Source organism: Mesoflavibacter profundi (genome assembly GCF_014764305.1).
GTDB lineage: Bacteria > Bacteroidota > Bacteroidia > Flavobacteriales > Flavobacteriaceae > Mesoflavibacter > Mesoflavibacter profundi.
In genome coordinates this window covers 635,176-653,725 of the sequence record NZ_CP061703.1, presented here as the reverse complement: position 1 = coordinate 653,725, position 18,550 = coordinate 635,176, and the positions used below count along the sequence as shown (strand labels likewise).

At 33.6% G+C, this 18,550-nt stretch carries 17 protein-coding genes and 1 riboswitch; of the genes, 16 read left to right on the top strand and 1 reads right to left on the bottom strand.

Translation table 11 applies throughout. From position 1 onward, the window contains the following. The first annotated feature begins 104 nt into the window (after nucleotides 1-104). The 13 genes from IFB02_RS03105 (at nucleotide 105) to IFB02_RS03045 (ending at nucleotide 14,536) form a co-directional block, all read left to right on the top strand. Nucleotides 105-731: a phosphoadenosine phosphosulfate reductase domain-containing protein gene (locus IFB02_RS03105; protein ID WP_106686971.1), complete on the top strand. Its 627-nt coding sequence runs from the start codon at nucleotides 105-107 to the stop codon at nucleotides 729-731. 9 nt (nucleotides 732-740) lie between these two features. Beyond that, nucleotides 741-2,837 carry a HEPN domain-containing protein gene (locus IFB02_RS03100; protein WP_191073038.1) on the top strand — a complete coding sequence of 699 codons (2,097 nt, stop codon included), beginning with the start codon at nucleotides 741-743 and terminating at the stop codon, nucleotides 2,835-2,837. After that, on the top strand, nucleotides 2,834-3,604 hold the full coding sequence (gene cobA, locus IFB02_RS03095; RefSeq protein WP_191073037.1) for a uroporphyrinogen-III C-methyltransferase: 771 nt from the start codon (nucleotides 2,834-2,836) through the stop codon (nucleotides 3,602-3,604). Before IFB02_RS03100 ends, cobA begins: the two co-directional genes overlap by 4 nt. 2 nt (nucleotides 3,605-3,606) lie before the next feature. Next, the gene (locus IFB02_RS03090) at nucleotides 3,607-4,203 is read left to right on the top strand and encodes a precorrin-2 dehydrogenase/sirohydrochlorin ferrochelatase family protein (protein ID WP_191073036.1); all 597 of its coding nucleotides are present in this window, start codon (nucleotides 3,607-3,609) and stop codon (nucleotides 4,201-4,203) included. Then, entirely contained in the window at nucleotides 4,196-5,245 is a 1,050-nt protein-coding gene (locus tag IFB02_RS03085) for an NAD(P)/FAD-dependent oxidoreductase (protein WP_191073035.1), read from the top strand. Before IFB02_RS03090 ends, IFB02_RS03085 begins: the two co-directional genes overlap by 8 nt. An 87-nt stretch (nucleotides 5,246-5,332) precedes the next feature. Further along, nucleotides 5,333-6,064 (top strand): serine O-acetyltransferase EpsC, encoded by a 732-nt coding sequence (gene epsC / locus IFB02_RS03080; protein WP_191073034.1) that lies wholly within the window; start codon nucleotides 5,333-5,335, stop codon nucleotides 6,062-6,064. After that, complete coding sequence (cysM, locus tag IFB02_RS03075; RefSeq protein ID WP_191073033.1) at nucleotides 6,061-6,951, top strand: cysteine synthase CysM; 891 nt, start codon at nucleotides 6,061-6,063, stop codon at nucleotides 6,949-6,951. Before epsC ends, cysM begins: the two co-directional genes overlap by 4 nt. A 59-nt stretch (nucleotides 6,952-7,010) precedes the next feature. Continuing rightward, nucleotides 7,011-7,127, top strand: a riboswitch (SAM riboswitch). Nucleotides 7,128-7,175: 48 nt separating this feature from the next. Continuing rightward, the gene (locus tag IFB02_RS03070) at nucleotides 7,176-8,189 is read left to right on the top strand and encodes a homocysteine S-methyltransferase family protein (RefSeq protein WP_191073032.1); all 1,014 of its coding nucleotides are present in this window, start codon (nucleotides 7,176-7,178) and stop codon (nucleotides 8,187-8,189) included. A 3-nt stretch (nucleotides 8,190-8,192) separates the two neighbouring features. Further along, complete coding sequence (metH, locus tag IFB02_RS03065; protein WP_106686979.1) at nucleotides 8,193-10,877, top strand: methionine synthase; 2,685 nt, start codon at nucleotides 8,193-8,195, stop codon at nucleotides 10,875-10,877. Nucleotides 10,878-11,006: 129 nt separating this feature from the next. Beyond that, a complete protein-coding gene (gene metF / locus IFB02_RS03060; protein WP_106686980.1) occupies nucleotides 11,007-11,960 on the top strand; it encodes a methylenetetrahydrofolate reductase [NAD(P)H] in 954 nt (317 codons plus the stop codon). A gap of 32 nt (nucleotides 11,961-11,992) precedes the next feature. Then, on the top strand, nucleotides 11,993-13,087 hold the full coding sequence (locus IFB02_RS03055) for an acyloxyacyl hydrolase (RefSeq protein WP_106686981.1): 1,095 nt from the start codon (nucleotides 11,993-11,995) through the stop codon (nucleotides 13,085-13,087). A gap of 153 nt (nucleotides 13,088-13,240) precedes the next feature. Next, nucleotides 13,241-13,984, top strand: coding sequence for a head GIN domain-containing protein (locus IFB02_RS03050; protein ID WP_106686982.1), 744 nt, complete (start codon nucleotides 13,241-13,243; stop codon nucleotides 13,982-13,984). 45 nt (nucleotides 13,985-14,029) lie between these two features. Beyond that, nucleotides 14,030-14,536, top strand: a complete 507-nt coding sequence (locus IFB02_RS03045) for a hypothetical protein (RefSeq protein ID WP_106686983.1) — start codon at nucleotides 14,030-14,032, stop codon at nucleotides 14,534-14,536. 10 nt (nucleotides 14,537-14,546) lie between these two features. Here the strand turns inward: IFB02_RS03045 and gldA are convergent, their stop codons facing one another. Beyond that, nucleotides 14,547-15,440 (bottom strand): gliding motility-associated ABC transporter ATP-binding subunit GldA, encoded by an 894-nt coding sequence (gene gldA, locus IFB02_RS03040; protein ID WP_106686984.1) that lies wholly within the window; start codon nucleotides 15,438-15,440, stop codon nucleotides 14,547-14,549. Nucleotides 15,441-15,723: 283 nt separating this feature from the next. Between gldA and IFB02_RS03035 the strand changes: the two genes are divergently transcribed. Genes IFB02_RS03035 through IFB02_RS03025 form a run of 3 tightly spaced genes read left to right on the top strand, consistent with a single transcriptional unit; the run spans nucleotide 15,724 to nucleotide 18,541 of the window. Further along, nucleotides 15,724-16,551, top strand: coding sequence for a prephenate dehydratase (locus IFB02_RS03035; RefSeq protein WP_106686985.1), 828 nt, complete (start codon nucleotides 15,724-15,726; stop codon nucleotides 16,549-16,551). Further along, a complete protein-coding gene (locus tag IFB02_RS03030) occupies nucleotides 16,548-17,690 on the top strand; it encodes a pyridoxal phosphate-dependent aminotransferase (protein ID WP_106686986.1) in 1,143 nt (380 codons plus the stop codon). The genes IFB02_RS03035 and IFB02_RS03030 overlap by 4 nt, the downstream gene beginning before the upstream one ends. Beyond that, on the top strand, nucleotides 17,690-18,541 hold the full coding sequence (locus IFB02_RS03025; RefSeq protein WP_106686987.1) for a prephenate dehydrogenase: 852 nt from the start codon (nucleotides 17,690-17,692) through the stop codon (nucleotides 18,539-18,541). The genes IFB02_RS03030 and IFB02_RS03025 overlap by 1 nt, the downstream gene beginning before the upstream one ends. Nucleotides 18,542-18,550 lie beyond the last annotated feature (9 nt).

Below are 18,550 nucleotides of genomic sequence, written 5' to 3'. Positions count from 1 at the left end.
TTTATTAAAATTTTAAGCCTAAAAAATAGAACTTCTAAGATATTTTTCTGTAGTTTTGTTTTAAATCCTACTATTCCGATAGGAATATAGTAAATATAAAAAATATGATAGCTAAAAATATAGATATAGCATACTGGAATAAGCAATTAAAAGATAAATCACCAAATCAAATTATAGATTGGGCATTACAGTTAACATCAAATAAAATAGTAACTACAAGTTTTGGAGTTTATTCAGAAGTATTGCTAAGCACTATTACAAAACAGGATAAAACCATAAAAGTAATTTGGTGCGATACACTATATAATCAGCCTTCAACTTATAAACATGCACAACAATTAATAGATAAATACCAATTAAATATACATAAGTATCAATCCAAATTATCTAAAGATGAGATAGATGCAACTATAGGATTGCCAACCTTAGAGGACGATAATTTTCAGCAATTTTCAGAAGTAGTAAAATTAGAACCTTTTAGAAGAGCCTTAAAAGAACATCAGCCAGAATTATGGTTTACAAATATTAGAGTTAGACAAACCGAGTTGAGAAATAAAAAAGACATTTTAAGTTTAAGTAAAGATGGCATATTAAAAGTAAGTCCGTTTTATTATTGGACAGATCAAGAATTGGATCACTACATAAAGTCAAATAAATTAACTAAAAATACAGACTATTTCGATCCTGTAAAGGCATTACAAAATAGAGAATGTGGTATTCATTTACAATAACAAATAATCATGCAAAGTTTTAGAACCGAAATAGAAAATCCAGTTGTAGAGAAAGATATTATCGAGTTAGCTCGTAAAATCGAACTTTTTAAACACGGTAAATTAGACGAAGAAAAATTTAGAAGTTTACGACTTGCTCGTGGTGTTTATGGGCAAAGACAGCAAGGTGTACAAATGATTCGTATAAAATTGCCTTACGGAAAGGTGTTAAGTAAGCAATTACGCCGTATTGCAGATGTTTCAGACGAATATTCTCGCGGAAGGTTGCACATTACAACTAGACAAGACATACAAATTCATTACGTAGATCTTGATAGAACGCCAGAGCTTTGGGCAGAATTAGAACAGGACGATGTAACCCTTCGTGAAGCTTGTGGTAATACAGTAAGAAATGTAACAGCAAGCGAGACTGCTGGAATTGACGTAAACGAACCTTTTGATGTGTCACCTTACGCAGATGCATTATATAAGTTCTTTTTGCGTAACCCAATTTGTCAAGACATGGGACGTAAGTTTAAAGTCTCATTTTCAGCTTCAGAAGAAGATACAGGATTGTCTTACATGCATGATTTAGGTTTTATCGCAAAAGTTGAAAACAACGTACGTGGCTTTAAAGTGATGCTTGGTGGCGGATTAGGTTCGCAACCACGACATGCAGATGTGTTTTATCAATTTTTACCTAGTGATAAAATTATTCCAGTAATGGAAGGTGTTTTGCGCATTTTTGATCGTTATGGCGAACGTAAAAGTCGTGCAAAAGCGCGTATGAAATTCTTAATAAAAGATATTGGTTCAGAAGAATTTAAGCGACTTGTAGCAGAAGAACAAAAAGCAATAGAATTTACATCTGTTCCAATTGATGCAGAACATTATCCAGTTTCAAAACCTGTAAATGTTACAGCTCCAAAAGTTGATATAAAAGATCAAAAAGCTTTTCAAACTTGGAAAAACACCAATGTTATCAAACAAAAACAAGATGGTTATGTCGCGATAGGAATAAAGGTGTTGTTAGGTGATTTTTACACAGACAAAGCACGATTGTTAGCTAATTTAGTCGAAGATTATGCAGTAGGAGAAATACGATTAAGCTTACGCCAAAACATATTAATTCCGTTTGTTAAGGAAGATTTGTTGCCATTTTTCTATCAAGAATTATCCAAATTGGGTTTTGCAGAAGCTGGTTATAACAAAGCAGTAGATATTACAGCTTGTCCAGGAACAGATACTTGTAATTTAGGAATAGCAAGTAGTACGGGAATAGCTGAAGAATTAGAACGCGTGATTAAAACTGAATATCCGCAATATTTAAATAACAAAGATCTTGTAATTAAAATTAGTGGTTGTATGAATGCTTGTGGTCAACACAATATGGCAAATATTGGATTTCAAGGTATGTCAATTCGTACGCCAGATAAATTAGTTGCGCCAGCATTGCAAGTACTTTTAGGAGGCGCAAACAAAGGTAATGGACAAGGTGTTTTTGCAGACAAAGTAGTAAAAGTACCAAGTCGTCGTGCGCCAATAGCGTTGCGTCGTTTGTTAGACGATTTTCAACTTAATGCAAATAACTTGTCGTTTGAAGATTACTATCAAGACAAAGGGCAAATGTATTTTTACGATATGCTTACAGACTTATCAGACGTAAGCAATTTAACTCAAGACGATTTTATCGATTGGGGAAATACCGAAGTTTACGAAAAAGCAATTGGTATTGGCGAATGTGCTGGCGTAGTTATCGATTTAATTTCAACTTTATTTTTAGAAAGCGAAGAAAAACTAGAGCTAGCAAAAGAAGCATTAGAGAACAATGTGTATTCTCACGCCATTTATCACTCGTATAATGCGTTTGTAAATTCTGCTAAAGCAATATTGCTAACAGAAAATAAATCTACCAATTCTCAAGCAGGAATTATTAAACAGTTTGATGAAGATTTTGTAGCAACAAAGCGTATTCCGATAGACGTGTCATTTTCAGAGTTAGTATTTCAAATTAAAGAAAATGCACCAAGTAAAGCATTTGCAGAGCAATATTTTAAAAGTGCCAATGCATTTTTAAACACAGTAAAAACTTATCGTGAAAACGATACAAAAGCATTAGGATTATGAAAATACTTATCCCTAGATTAACAATAGTTGGTGCTGGACCTGGTGATCCAGAATTAATAACATTAAAAGCGATTAAAGCAATTCAATCGGCAGATGTTATTCTTTATGATGCATTAATAAACAAAGATTTTTTGGACTACGCTTCAAAACATACCGAGCTTATTTATGTAGGTAAACGTAAAGGTTGTTATAGTTACCAACAAGAGCAAATTAACGAGTTAATCGTCCAGCGAGCAAAAACAAAAGGACATGTTGTAAGATTAAAAGGAGGCGATCCTTTTGTATTTGGTCGTGGTGCAGAAGAGATAGATTACGTGAAGCCTTTTGGGATAGAAACTTATGTTGTGCCAGGTATTTCTTCAGCTTTAGCTGTGCCAGCATTTCAAGGTATTCCATTAACAAAACGTGGTGCTTCAGAAAGTTTTTGGGTAATCACTGGTACAACAAAATCTCATAAAATGTCAAACGATATTGTCCTTGCGGCAAAATCTACTGCAACTGTGGTAATCCTTATGGGAATGGGCAAATTACAACAAATTATGGATGTATTTTCTTCTGAAGGCAAATCAAATACTGCAGTAGGAATTATTCAAAACGGTACAACAAAAGATGAAAAATTTGGTGTTGGAACTGTAAATACAATTTGCGATGTAGTTAAAAAACAGCAACTGTCTAATCCAGCAATTATTGTAGTTGGTGATGTTGTAAAACAACGCGTTGCACTTAATTCAATCGCTAAACAAGTAAAAACTTTAAAAGTAGCATAACCATGAATGAAAGAAATAATTTATACCCAATTTTTATAAAAATGCATAGCATTAATACGCTAATTATTGGTGGCGGTTATGTGGCTTTAGAAAAACTAACGTTTTTGCTAAAATCTAGTCCAAACGCTAAAGTGACAATGGTAGCTAATTTTTTTAGACCAGATGTGATAACATTAGCAAAGCAGTTTGATGTTAAGTTAGTTAAGATGTCTTATCATGATTCGTTTTTATTAGGTCAAGATTTAGTCATTGCGGCGACAGATAAACCAGAAGTAAATCAACAAATTTACAACGATGCAAAAGCTAATCATATTTTGGTAAATGTAGCAGATACACCAGAGTTGTGCGATTTTTATTTAGGAGGTATTGTAACCAAAGGTCATGTAAAAGTAGCTATTTCTACCAACGGAAAATCGCCAACAACAGCAAAACGTTTAAGACAGTTTTTTGAAGATGTTATACCAGAAAACATAGACGATTTGGTGCAAAATTTAAACCGATTTAGAAAAACAATTAAAGGTGATTTTGAGCATAAAGTTCAGACATTAAATAATGTAACTAAAACATTAATTTCAGATAAATATAGATATAATGATTAAAACAGATATATTAATAATAGGCGCAGGACCAACAGGATTATTTACTGTTTTTGAAGCAGGATTATTAAAATTAAAATGCCATTTAATAGATGCATTAGCGCAACCTGGTGGACAATGTTCAGAGATTTATCCAAAAAAACCGATCTATGATATTCCTGGTTTCCCAGAAATTTTAGCGGGCGATTTGACTAAAAATTTATTAGAGCAAGGCAAACAGTTTGAACCTGGTTTTACCTTAGGAGAACGCGCAGAAACTATAGAGAAATTAGAAGACGGTTCGTTTATTGTAACCACTAATAAAGGCACAAAACATCATGCACCAGTAGTTGCAATTGCTGGTGGATTAGGTAGTTTTGAGCCAAGAAAACCAATCATAGATAATTTAGAATTTTTTGAAGATAAAGGTGTAGAATATATGATTAAAGATCCAGAAGTGTATCGCGATAAAAAAGTGGTGATTTCTGGTGGCGGCGATTCAGCTTTAGATTGGAGTATTTTTCTAGCAAACATAGCTTCAGAAGTTACTTTAGTTCACAGAAGAAACGAGTTTCGTGGCGCTTTAGATTCTGTAGAAAAAGTAAAAGAATTAAAGCATTTAGGTAAAATTAATTTAATTACTCCAGCCGAAGTAACTGCAATTCACGGTGATTTAAATGTTGAAGCTGTTACAATTCAAAAAGATGATGAAAACATTCGCTTAGAAACCGATCATTTTATTCCCTTATTTGGTTTGTCGCCAAAACTTGGACCGATTTCAAATTGGGGATTAGAGATAGAGAAAAATGCTATAAAAGTAGATACGTTAGATTATCAAACTAACATTCCTGGTGTTTTTGCAATAGGAGATGTTAATACCTATGAAGGAAAACTAAAGCTAATTTTATGTGGTTTCCATGAAGCAACACTAATGTGTCAATCGGCTTATAAAATTATTAATCCTGGTAAAAAATATGTTTTAAAATATACAACAGTAAGTGGTATAGATGGATTTGATGGTACAAGAAAAGAAGCGCCAAAACCAGTTGTTCAGGCAATAGATTAATACATTTTTAATATAATTGTTGTAATAAAATCTTAAAGCTTATGAGTTTACAAAAAGGAATAGTAATTTTATTCTTATTTAAGAAGCATGCAGATAAATTTACGAATTAAAGAAACCGTTTCCGACTTAACTAAGCAACTATTCTATGCTTTATTTGATGATAATTCAAAGCAAAAAGAACAATTAAAATATTTAGAACCCATATTTAAAACTGTTGTAAAAGAAATCACAGATAAACAACCAGATAACATTTGGGATGCTTTTGAAAGTAAACTACCAGAAATAAAAAGCAAAATAGAATTAGACGCAATTGCAACAGAAAAAAACGATCCTGCTTGCAAAAGCTTACAAGAAATCTATTTAGCATATCCTGGTTTTCATGCAATTGCAATCTTTAGAATGAGTCACGAATTATTTTTACTAGATGTACCAATTATGGCAAGGATGATGAGTGAATGTATACATGGAAAAACAGGTATCGATATTCATCCTGGAGCAACTATTGGCGATTCTTTTTTTATAGATCACGGAACAGGAATTGTAATAGGAGAAACTAGTATTATCAAAAACAATGTCAAAATATTTCAAGGTGTTACTTTAGGTGGATTGTCGGTTAAAAAAAGTTTGTCGCAAACCAAACGTCATCCAACCATAGAAGATAATGTAACAATCTACGCCAATGCAACTATTTTAGGAGGCGATATTGTAATAGGAAAAAATAGCGTAATTGGAGCCAATGTGTGGATTACGCAATCCGTTCCACCAAACTCTTTAGTGACCTATAAGTCAGAAATTAATATAAGCACAAGACCATCATGATACAAAGTCAATCAATTACTAATTTAATAGGAAATACGCCGTTAATTGAAGTGCAAAACATCCTAAAAAAAGATGGTGTAAGACTATTTTTAAAACTAGAAGGAAAAAATCCTGGCGGAAGCGTAAAAGATCGTGCTGCATTTAATATGATAAGCGAAGCTTTAAAACGTGGTGATATTAAACCTGGCGATACTTTGGTTGAAGCAACTAGTGGTAATACTGGTATCGCATTAGCTTTTATTGCGAAATTATTAGGCGTAAATATGATTTTAATAATGCCTGAAAATTCTACCGAAGAACGAATAAAAACCATGCGTGCTTATGGTGCTAAATTAATTTTAACGTCTTCTGAAGTTGGTATTGAAGGCGCTCGCGACGAAGCCGAAAGACTTCATAAAGAAAAAGGCTATTTTATGCTAAACCAGTTTGCAAATGATGATAACTGGAAAGCGCATTACAAAACTACAGGTCCAGAAATTTGGCGCGATACCAATAAACAAATCACACATTTTGTCTCTGCAATGGGTACAACGGGTACAATTATGGGCGTATCTACTTACTTAAAAGAACAAAATCCAAACATAACTATAGTCGGTGCGCAACCTAAAGATGGTGCGAAAATTCCGGGAATTAGAAAATGGCCAGAAGCTTACAGACCTAAAATATTTAATCCTCAAAAAGTAGATCAAGTTGAAGAAATAAGTGAAGAAGACGCAAAAAACACAGCTAATTTACTAGCAACACAAGAAGGCGTTTTTGCAGGTATGAGTAGTGGTGGCTCTGTAGCATCTGCTTTAAAAATAGCGCAAACTATAGATAAAGGTGTTATTGTGGCAATTATTTGTGATATAGGTGATAGATATTTGTCTTCAGATTTATTTGAATAAATATTGCGATTCAATTTTTTATTACGTTACTTTGTCCCATAGTTCATAATTAATATTGTTTGTTATCACGAAAGGCAGAGGGAATAGACCCGTTGAAGCCTTAGCAACCCTTAATTTTCTTCAATAAGAAATTAAGAAGGTGCTAAATTCTACCCATTTTTTGGGACAGATAACCCGAGAATTATTCTTCTCTCTTTTCATGATGACATTTTAAAAATTATAAAATGTCAGACATTTTCAAAATATTACAACACCGAATTTTAGTTTTAGATGGCGCAATGGGAACCATGTTGCAGCGCTATAATTTTACTGAAGACGATTTTCGTGGTTTAAGATTTAAAGATTTTAAACATCCGTTAAAAGGAAATAATGATTTATTATCGCTAACACAACCAGAAGCTATTGCCGAAGTACATAGAAAGTATTTCGAAGCTGGCGCAGATATAGTTGAAACCAATACATTTTCTGGTACAACCATTGGTATGGCAGATTACCATATGGAAGATTTGGTGTACGAATTAAATTTTGAATCGGCTAAAATAGCCAAACAAGTTGCCGAAGAATTTACGAAAGCGAATCCTGAAAAACCGCGTTTTGTAGCTGGAAGTATTGGTCCAACAAACCGTACCGCAAGTTTAAGTCCAGATGTAAACAGACCAGAATATCGTGCAGTAACCTTTGATGAATTACGCATTGCTTACAAACAACAAGTTGAAGCTTTAATTGATGGCGGAAGCGATATTTTGTTAGTCGAAACTATTTTTGATACACTAAATGCCAAAGCAGCATTATTTGCCATTCAGGAAGTTAAGGAAGAACGTAATATTGACATTCCGGTTATGGTATCAGGAACCATTACCGACGCTTCTGGTAGAACATTATCTGGACAAACTGTAGAAGCATTTTTAATTTCAATATCACATATTCCGTTGTTAAGTGTTGGTTTCAATTGCGCGCTTGGTGCAGACCAATTACAACCGTATTTAAAACGCTTATCTCACGAAACCGATTTTTACACATCAGCACATCCAAACGCAGGATTGCCAAATGCTTTTGGTGAGTACGACCAAACAGTCAAACAAATGCAACAGCTAATTGAAAACTACCTAAAAGATGATTTAATAAACATCATCGGTGGTTGTTGCGGTACAACACCAGAACACATAAAAGCGATTGCGGAAGTTGCTTCAAAATATAAACCTAGAACTGTCGGTTCGAGCGCAGTCGAGAACTTTTAATGTATGAAAGAGAACAAAAACCGATATCTTAAACTATCAGGTCTAGAACCATTAATAATAACACCAGAAAGTAATTTTATAAACGTTGGCGAGCGCACTAACGTTACAGGTTCGCGTAAATTTTTACGATTAATAAAAGAAGAAAACTATGCCGAAGCATTAGATGTTGCGAGAGACCAAGTTGAAGGTGGCGCGCAAATCATAGATATTAATATGGATGAAGGTATGCTTGACGGAAAACACGCAATGGTAACTTTCTTAAATCTTATCGCATCAGAGCCAGATATTGCACGCTTGCCCATTATGATTGATAGCTCGAAATGGGATATTATCGAAGCTGGTTTGCAAGTCGTACAAGGTAAATCGGTTGTAAATTCTATCAGTTTAAAAGAAGGCGAAGCGACTTTTATTCATCACGCAAAACTTATCAAACGTTATGGTGCAGCTGTGATTGTTATGGCTTTTGATGAAGATGGTCAAGCCGATACCTACGAGCGCAGGATAGAAATCTGTAAACGCTCTTACGATATTTTGGTAAATCAAGTTCAATTTCCACCAGAAGACATTATTTTCGACCCAAATATTTTTCCTGTGGCAACCGGAATGGAAGAGCATCGTTTAAATGCATTAGACTTTTTTAATGCCACAAAATGGATTAAAGAAAACCTACCTTATGCCAGCGTTTCTGGTGGCGTAAGTAATGTATCATTTTCGTTTAGAGGAAACAATGTTGTACGTGAAGCTATTAACGCAGCATTTTTATATCACGCGATTCAACACGGAATGAATATGGGAATCGTTAATCCAACCATGTTAGAAGTGTATGACGAAATTCCGAAAGATTTATTAGAACACGTAGAAGACGTACTTTTTGACAAACGAGATGATGCAACCGAACGCTTACTAGAATTTGCTGAAACCGTAAAAGGACAGAAAAAAGAAGATGTAGCAAAGGTGCAAGAATGGCGAAGTGAACCTTTGCAAGACCGTATTACACTCGCTTTAGTAAAAGGTATTGATGCCTTTATTGTTGAAGATGTTGAAGAAGCGCGACAAGCGGTAAACAAACCTATTCAAGTAATCGAAGGTCACTTAATGACTGGAATGAATGTAGTTGGAGATTTGTTTGGAAGCGGAAAGATGTTTTTGCCTCAAGTCGTAAAATCGGCTCGTGTGATGAAAAAAGCAGTTGCTTATTTACAACCTTATATTGAAGCTGAAAAAGACGATTCGCAACGCTCTAATGGTAAAATTTTAATGGCAACCGTAAAAGGCGATGTACACGATATTGGTAAAAATATTGTGAGTGTAGTTTTGGGTTGTAATAATTACGAGATTGTGGATTTAGGCGTCATGGTTCCGCCAGAAAAAATCATTGAAACCGCTAAAAAAGAAAACGTCGATGTTATCGGATTAAGCGGTTTAATTACACCATCGTTAGACGAGATGGTTTACGTTTCGCAAGAAATGGAAAAACAAGGATTTAATATTCCGTTGTTAATTGGTGGTGCAACAACGTCTAGAGCGCATTCTGCGGTAAAGATTGCACCTCATTATTCTAATACTGTTGTGCACGTTAACGATGCATCGCGAGCTGTAACCGTTGTTGGAAATTTGTTGCAAAAGGATAACACTGTTTACAAAGAACAAATTCGTGAGGAATATGAAAAATTCCGTGAGCAGTTTTTAAAACGTGGTAAGCAAAAGGAATATGTTTCTATTGAAGAAGCGCGTGAACGAAAGTTTAAAATCGATTGGAACACAACCGACATTGTAAAACCAAAACAATTAGGTATACAAGATATTCAAGATTTTGATATTACGATTTTAGAAGATTATATCGATTGGTCACCATTTTTTAGAAGTTGGGATTTACACGGAAAATATCCAGATATTTTAACCGACGACATCGTTGGTAAACAAGCAACCGAATTGTTTAAAGATGCTAAAATCTTGCTTCAAAAAGTGTTTGATGAAAAGCTACTGAAAGCTAAAGCGGTTTTTGGGTTATTTCCTGCAAATACTGTAAATGATGATGATATTGAAGTAACGGTTGAAAACCAAATACCAAACACCAAACACCAATTCCTAACACTGCGTCAGCAACTCAAAAAAAGAGAAGGCGTACCAAACTTTGCATTAGCCGATTTTATCGCGCCTAAAGACACAGGAATTCAAGATTATATCGGTTGTTTTTGCGTGACTACAGGTTTTGGAACCGAGCAATTAGCAAAAGAGTTTGAAGCGAATCACGACGATTACAATTCCATAATGATAAAAGCATTAGCCGATAGATTAGCTGAAGCTTTTGCAGAATATTTACACAAAGAAGTGCGAACCAAACATTGGAACTACGCTTCTGAAGACCATTTAACCAACGAAGATTTAATTGCCGAAAGTTATAAAGGTATTCGTCCTGCGCCAGGTTATCCAGCTTGTCCGGATCATTTAGAAAAAAAGACCATTTGGGATATTTTAAAAGTCGAAGAAACTATAGGTGTAAAACTAACCGAAAGTCTTGCCATGTGGCCAGCAGCAAGTGTAAGTGGTTATTATTTTGCAAATCCAGAAGCTAAATATTTTGGCTTAGGAAAAATAACCGAAGATCAATTAGACGATTATGCCAAACGAAGAAACATTAGCAAAGAAGATGCTGCAAAATGGTTAAATCCAAACTTGGCAGATTAGCGCGCGTTAGCGATTGCAGTGGTATCCTTTTTATTTGTCTCTTCGAGCGCAGTCGAGAAGTTGTCAAATAAAAAGATATAACGGAAAGCGCGACCCGATAGGGTAACGCCCAAAAACTAAACACTAACAATGAAAGTAACAGAACACATAAAAAACGCCAACGGAAAAACTTTGTTTTCGTTTGAAATTATTCCGCCAAAAAAGGGTAATAGCATACAACAATTGTACAATAATATTGATCCTTTAATGGAATTTAAGCCACCTTTTATTGATGTAACAACCTCTAGAGAAGAGTATGTGTATATTGAAAAGGAAGGACTTTTGGACCGAAAAATTACGCGTATGCGACCAGGAACGGTTGGGATTTGTGCAGCTATAAAACATAAGTACGATGTAGATACGGTTCCGCATGTATTGTGTGGCGGATTTACAAAAGAAGAAACCGAATACTTGCTTGTGGATTGCCATTATTTAGGGATAGAAAATGTAATGGCGTTGCGTGGCGATGCGATGAAACATCAGCAGTATTTTGAGGCTTCTAAAGGCGGACACCAATTTGCTAAGGATTTGGTTGGGCAAATTCAGAATTTAAATAAAGGAAAATATCTTCATGATGTTATCGAGGTTGATGATAAAGCAGATTTTTGCATTGGTGTTGCTGGTTATCCAGAAAAACATATTGAAGCACCATCGTTAAAAACCGATTTAAAACGTCTTAAAGAAAAAGTAGATGTTGGTGCAGATTACGTCGTGACACAAATGTTTTTTGATAATAAAAAGTATTTTGAGTTTGTAGACGCTGCAAAACAAGAAGGTATAAATGTGCCAATAATTCCAGGTATAAAACCCATTGCAGTAAAACGCCATTTACAGTTATTGCCACAAGTATTTAAAATAGATTTACCAGAAGATTTAATAGATGCAATTGATAATTGCGCAACTAACGAGCAAGTACGACAAGTTGGTGTAGAATGGGCTATACAACAATCTAAAGAATTACAAAACGCTGGCGTACCTGTTTTACATTACTATTCTATGGGAAAAAGTGATAATATTAAAGCGATTGCCAAAGCGGTATTTTAAAAACCATTACTTTTGTTTCATTAATTGTTAAGATGAAACTAAAACTAGCCCTAATTTGTTGTTGTATTACAACGTTAATTTTTGCTCAGGAAGACAAGCGTCCGTTCTCTTTAGACGCTAATTATTTCTACGGAAATATAGCCGAACACAACAGCGATATTTCGCATTTAATTAAAGGTCATCCAACTGGCGTAATATTAAGTTATAACAAAAAAACCTTTGGCGATCAAGCTTGGCAAAGCAGATATAATTATCCAGATTATGGCGCGTCTTTTATCTATCAAAACCTTCAAAATAAAACTTTAGGAAACAATTTTGGGTTATACGCACATTATAATTTCTATTTTTTAAAAAGACATTTAATGTTTAGAATTGGTCAAGGTTTAGCCTACAACACCAATCCTTACGATAAAGTAGAGAATTATCGCAATAATGCATTTGGGACACATTTATTAAGCTCGACATATTTGATGCTTAACTACAAAAAAGAAAACTTGTTTAAAGGTTTAGGATTGCAAACAGGATTATCTTTAATCCATTATTCTAACGCTAATGTAAAAGCGCCAAACAGCTCGGTAAACAGTATTACGTTTAATTTAGGTGTAAATTATGTGTTGGATGCAGATCAATTACCAGAATATATTCCAAATACAGAAGACAAAGCATTTACCGAAAAAATTAAATACAACATCGCTTTTAGAACAGGTGTAAACGAAAGCGATATCATAAACTCAGGTCAATACGCATTTTACATTGTGTCTGCTTATGCAGATAAAAGATTAAATCGTAAAAGCGCCATTCAATTGGGAACAGATGTGTTTTTTTCAAACTTTTTAAAGAAGCATATCGAGTATAAATCAGTCGCTTTTCCTTTAGATAATGTTAGCGGAGACGAAGATTATAAACGTGTTGGCGCATTTGTGGGACATGAGTTGTTTATTAGCAAAACGTCCTTAGTGACGCAGTTAGGTTATTACGTTTACTATCCTTTCGATTTTGAAGGTCGTGTCTACAGTCGTGTTGGTTTAAAACGTTATTTTGGAGATAAAATTTTTGGAGCCTTAACCTTAAAATCTCACGGAGCAAAAGCAGAAGCAGTAGAATTTGGCGTTGGAATTAGATTATAAAATTTGGGCGTTACCACAAGGGTCGCGCTTTCGGTAGTCGCTTTTTTGTGTTGCATACGTGCAACAACACAAAAAGAGCTCCGACAAAACCTCAATCGCTAACGCAGGTAAAACCAATGGTTAGCGTTTGACTATAAAGTAAAGAGTAAACAAATGAAAAAATTACTATACATAATTATCCTATTTTTTGTTTTTGGATGCAATCAAGAAGATGCGCCAGACTGTTTTCAAAGTGCAGGAGATATTATTCAGCAAACTTTTGAAGTTGGTACATTTTCAAAAATCACGGTATATAAAAATGTCGAGTTATTTATAACACAAGGAGCAACGCCAAGTGTTTTAGTAGAAACTGGTGAAAACTTAATTAACGATGTTGAGGTTTATGTACAAAACGACCGATTGATTTTAAAAGATAATAATTCCTGTAATTTAACCAGAGATTACGGTATTACCAAAGTACACGTTACTGTACCAAACCTAACCGAAATTAGAAATAGTAGCACTTTAGATGTGCATAGTGTTGGCGTTTTAAACTTTGAGGAATTAAAATTACTATCTGAAGACTATAACGGTGATTTTTATAACGTAGGTAATTTTAATTTAGAAGTAAATTGTACTACGTTAAATGTGGTAATTAATAATCTAACTACAAACACAATTTCTGGTACAACAGAACATTTAAATATAAGTTACGCATCTGGAGATGGACGTTTTGAAGGACGATATCTTGTGGCTCAAAACGTGACTATTTATCATCGTGGAAGTAACGATATTATTGTAAATCCACAACAAGAACTTAAAGCAAACCTAGTAAGCACAGGAAATGTAATTGCAGTTAATACTCCGCCAATTATTGATGTGACAGAGCAATTTGATGGTCGTGTTATTTTTGAGTAACATTCCTGCGAAAGCAGGAATATTAATTTCTAGTTAGCTTTTATAATGAAAACATTGGCAATTTTAATTATAATTATTGGAGTTTTATTAAAAGTCCTTTTAATAAAAAAAATCAGAATTGACAAAAAATCAGAATATGATTCTTACTCAAATGATAGATATCAATGGGGAATTCTAACATCTTTTTTGGAATTTAAAATATTGAGTAAATATGCTGGAGAAATTCCTTTTGGACCAGTATTCATTCATATAAAAACTGAACCAAAAAATATTTTTGATAAGACGTTTTTTAGTGACTGGTTTTATAGAGTTGAAAATGGCGTGTTTTTACAACGATGGAGTCTAAACCCTTTAAAAAGATCAAATCTGTCAAATGCTGAACGAGAACTAATATTTATAGATTTTGAAACTAAAAAAATTAAAATTATCTATTCCGATATAAAAACATTTTGGATGGATATTGAAAAAAATGACAACGATCAATTAATATTAGTATTGAATAATGGTAAATTAGAAGAAAGAATAAAAATTCCTAATCTTAATAATTTATGAAAAACTTTGCTTAACTCGTCAATTCCCTAAATAAACTCTCCAAACTCGCATTTTTCTGGTTTAACTGAAGAATCTTCAACTCATTATCATGTGCAAAATCAAATACATGAGAGCGCATATCTGTTGTTGTATCAAACACAATTTCATAAATAAAATCGTGAACATTTTTTACACTTTTAGCATGTGGAAGTTTAAGTAAAAACGCATCTTCTACGCGGTAATCAAATTCGACAATAACGGTTTGCTCTTGTCCTTCGCGTAATTCGCTTAATTTTTTATCGGCTACAATTTCACCTTTATTAATAATAATAACACGGTCACACATGGCTTCTACTTCCTGCATAATATGTGTAGATAAAAACACAGTTTTGTCTTTGCCTAAGCTTTTAATTAATTGTCTAATATCAACCAATTGGTTTGGGTCTAAACCAGTTGTAGGCTCGTCTAAAATTAAAACTTCAGGATTATGCAATAGCGCATTTGCCAATCCAACACGTTGTCTGTAACCTTTAGAGAGTTGTCCAATAGTTTTATGTGCTTCTGGTGTTAATCCAGTAAGCTCAATAACTTCTTCAACTCTAGATTTGTCAACGTTATATACGTTTGAATTAAATTTTAAATATTCACGTACATATTGGTCTAAATACAACGGATTATGTTCTGGTAAGTAGCCAACACTTTTCTGTACGTTTTTTTTGTTGGTTAAAACAGCATGACCATTAACCTCTGCATGTCCTGAAGAAGGAGAAAGGTAAGTGGTTAAAATTTTCATCATTGTAGATTTACCGGCGCCATTTGGACCTAAAAATCCAACAATTTCAGGACGTTGCACACTAAAAGATACATTATTTAATGCTTTTTGTTCTCCAAATTGTTTAGTGATATTTTCAACTTTTATTGACATGCTAAAATGTTTCTTCAAAAATAAACAATCTTTAATTTAAAAGCTTATTTGCTTTAAAATCTTTAAAACTTGTTATAAAACTCATAATTTCAGGCTTTAGTATTTTGATTTTTCAATTAATTGTCTACTTTAGCAATAACAAAAAAAATAATGAACACAATTTTAAATACATATTATAACTGGTTTTACTTCTTTTTTAACGAAAAGAACGAGACGTTGTATATGTAATTTAAACAGCATAAATTTAATACTAAGTCTCGATTTTATCGGGACTTTTTTTTTTATGACAAAAACAATAGCAATACAAGGTATACAAGGCTCTTTTCATCATATAGTGTCGTTAGATTATTATGATAACACACATAAAGTGAAAGAATGTTTAACGTTTGACGAAACAGTTGCGTCCTTATTTAATAATACCGCAGAGACAGCAATTATGGCATTAGAAAACTCTATTGCTGGTTCTATTTTGCCAAATTATGCGTTAATAGATAATAACGATTTACACATTGTTGGCGAGCATTATTTGGATGTGCAACATCAATTAATGGCGTTACCAAACCAAACAATTGCAGATATAAAAGAAGTACACAGTCATCCTATGGCGCTATTGCAATGCAAATCGTTTTTTAAAGATTATCCGCATATTAAACTAGTAGAAGATAAAGATACTGCAGATGTGGCAAGAAAAATTGAAGCACAGCAAATAAAAGGTGTTGCAGCAATAGCAAGTACTTTGGCAGCAAAGATTTTTAACTTAGACATTTTAGCCGAAAGTATTCAAACCATAAAACACAATCAAACCCGATTTGCTATTGTAAAAACGCAACCAATTAACAATCATAAAAACGAAATTAATAAAGCGTCATTAAAATTTGAATTAGACCATAAAAGAGGAAGTTTGGCAACAATTTTAAATGTGATGAGCGATTGTAAATTAAACCTTACCAAAATACAATCCTTACCAAAAATTGAAACACCTTGGAAATATTCATTTTTTGTCGATGTCACTTTTGAAGCTTATGAAGATTTTGAAAAAGCAGCATCAATTATGACAATAATGGCAACACATTTTAAAATTTTAGGAACCTATAAAAACGCAAAACTATAATGAAAGTTGCAGATCGAATACATAGCGTTCAAGAATACTACTTTTCTCGTAAGTTAAAAGAAGTCAATCAATTAATTAAAGATGGTAAACCAATTATAAATTTAGGAATTGGAAGTCCAGATTTAGAGCCACCAAAACAAGTGGTTGATGTTTTGGTAGATAGTTTAGTACATCCTGTGGCACACAAATACCAGAGTTACCAAGGATTGCCAGAATTAAGAACAGCAATTGCAGATTTTTATAATACCGAATTTAATGTTGCAGTAAATCCAGATACCGAAGTTTTACCACTTATGGGAAGCAAGGAAGGTATTATGCATATTTCTTTAGCCTTTTTAAATGAAGGCGATGCAGTTTTAATTCCAAATCCAGGTTATCCAACTTACAGCTCGGTAACACAATTGGTACAAGCAACACCAATGCATTATAATTTAAATGAAACCAATAATTGGCTACCAAATTTTGAAGCTATCGAGCAGCAAGATTTAAGTAAAGTTAAATTAATGTGGACCAGTTATCCGCATATGCCAACTGGTGCAAAAGCGACAAAAGCCGATTTAGAAACGTTAGTCGCATTTGCTAAAAAGCACGATATTTTATTGGTTAATGACAATCCGTATAGCTTTATTTTAAACGATAATCCAATTAGTATTTTAGAAGTTGAAGGCGCAAAAGATGTCGCTTTAGAGCTAAATTCGTTAAGTAAAACATTTAATATGGCAGGTTGGCGAGTTGGAATGGTTTTAGGACATGCAGCGCATATCAATGCCATTTTAAAAGTAAAAAGTAATATGGATTCTGGTATGTTTTACGGAATTCAAAAAGGTGCGATAGAAGCTTTAAAATGTTCGTCTGCTTGGTACAAAAGTTTAAATAAAATTTATAAAAGCAGACGCGAACTTGTTTGGCAATTAGCCGATAAATTAGATTGCACGTACGATAAAAATGCAACAGGATTATTTGTTTGGGCAAAGTTGCCAGAAGGAAAAACATCTGAAGCATTTATAGATCAAATTTTATATAGCAACAGCGTGTTTATTACACCAGGAACCGTATTTGGTTCGCAAGGCGAAGGTTATATCCGTTTTTCGCTTTGCGCGAAAGAAACCCAAATTAAAGACGCAATTAGTAGATTATAATGAAACATATATACATCATAGGAACAGGTTTAATTGGCGGTAGCTTGGCATTAGATTTTAAAAATGCGTTACCAGATTGTATCATTTATGGTATTGATAAAAACGAAGCGCATTTAATAGAAGCGCAAGAATTAGGTGTTATTGATCAAAAAGCAACTTATGAAGATTTACCAAATGCAGATTTGGTCGTGCTTGCAATTCCAGTAGATGTTGCGGTAAATGAGTTGCCAAAAGTACTGAATAAAGTGTCTGATTTTTCGGTAGTGATAGATGTTGGTTCTACAAAACAAGCTATTTGTAAAGCGGTAGATAATCATCCAAAACGTCGTAATTTTTTAGCAACACATCCAATTGCAGGTACCGAGTTTTCAGGACCAAAAGCAGCCATTCAACATTTATTTAAAAATAAAACAAATATTATTTGTGAAGTTGAAAAAACCGCATCAAAACTACAAGAACAAGTGTTGGATTTGTTTGTGAAAATAGGCATGCGTATGCGTTACATGAATCCAGAATCGCATGATAAGCACATAGCTTACGTGTCGCATTTATCACACATTAGTTCGTTTATGTTAGGAAAAACAGTAATAGAAAAAGAAAAAAACGAACGAGATATTTTTGATATGGCAGGATCTGGTTTTGAAAGTACAGTTAGACTAGCAAAAAGTAGCCCAGAAATGTGGACACCAATTTTTGAGCAGAATAAACAAAATGTCGTAGAGACTTTAGAAGAGTATATTCAAAATCTTTCAATGTTTAAACAAATGATTGTAGAAGACGATTTTCAATCGGTTTACAAAACAATGAAAGACACCAATTATATAAAACAAATTTTAAACGGAATACATTAATACAACCTG

Excerpts from the sequence above, each read along its gene's own strand:
- IFB02_RS03085 (WP_191073035.1), top strand. The coding sequence starts at position 4,196 with ATGATTAAAACAGATATATTAATAATAGGCGCAGGACCAACAGGATTA.
- IFB02_RS03055 (WP_106686981.1), top strand. The coding sequence starts at position 11,993 with ATGAAACTAAAACTAGCCCTAATTTGTTGTTGTATTACAACGTTAATT.
- IFB02_RS03090 (WP_191073036.1), top strand. The coding sequence starts at position 3,607 with ATGAATGAAAGAAATAATTTATACCCAATTTTTATAAAAATGCATAGC.
- IFB02_RS03100 (WP_191073038.1), top strand. The coding sequence starts at position 741 with ATGCAAAGTTTTAGAACCGAAATAGAAAATCCAGTTGTAGAGAAAGAT.
- IFB02_RS03070 (WP_191073032.1), top strand. The coding sequence starts at position 7,176 with ATGTCAGACATTTTCAAAATATTACAACACCGAATTTTAGTTTTAGAT.
- IFB02_RS03035 (WP_106686985.1), top strand. The coding sequence starts at position 15,724 with ATGACAAAAACAATAGCAATACAAGGTATACAAGGCTCTTTTCATCAT.
- metH (WP_106686979.1), top strand. The coding sequence starts at position 8,193 with ATGAAAGAGAACAAAAACCGATATCTTAAACTATCAGGTCTAGAACCA.
- gldA (WP_106686984.1), bottom strand. The coding sequence starts at position 15,440 with ATGTCAATAAAAGTTGAAAATATCACTAAACAATTTGGAGAACAAAAA.
- IFB02_RS03045 (WP_106686983.1), top strand. The coding sequence starts at position 14,030 with ATGAAAACATTGGCAATTTTAATTATAATTATTGGAGTTTTATTAAAA.
- cobA (WP_191073037.1), top strand. The coding sequence starts at position 2,834 with ATGAAAATACTTATCCCTAGATTAACAATAGTTGGTGCTGGACCTGGT.
- epsC (WP_191073034.1), top strand. The coding sequence starts at position 5,333 with ATGCAGATAAATTTACGAATTAAAGAAACCGTTTCCGACTTAACTAAG.
- IFB02_RS03050 (WP_106686982.1), top strand. The coding sequence starts at position 13,241 with ATGAAAAAATTACTATACATAATTATCCTATTTTTTGTTTTTGGATGC.
- IFB02_RS03105 (WP_106686971.1), top strand. The coding sequence starts at position 105 with ATGATAGCTAAAAATATAGATATAGCATACTGGAATAAGCAATTAAAA.
- IFB02_RS03025 (WP_106686987.1), top strand. The coding sequence starts at position 17,690 with ATGAAACATATATACATCATAGGAACAGGTTTAATTGGCGGTAGCTTG.
- metF (WP_106686980.1), top strand. The coding sequence starts at position 11,007 with ATGAAAGTAACAGAACACATAAAAAACGCCAACGGAAAAACTTTGTTT.
- cysM (WP_191073033.1), top strand. The coding sequence starts at position 6,061 with ATGATACAAAGTCAATCAATTACTAATTTAATAGGAAATACGCCGTTA.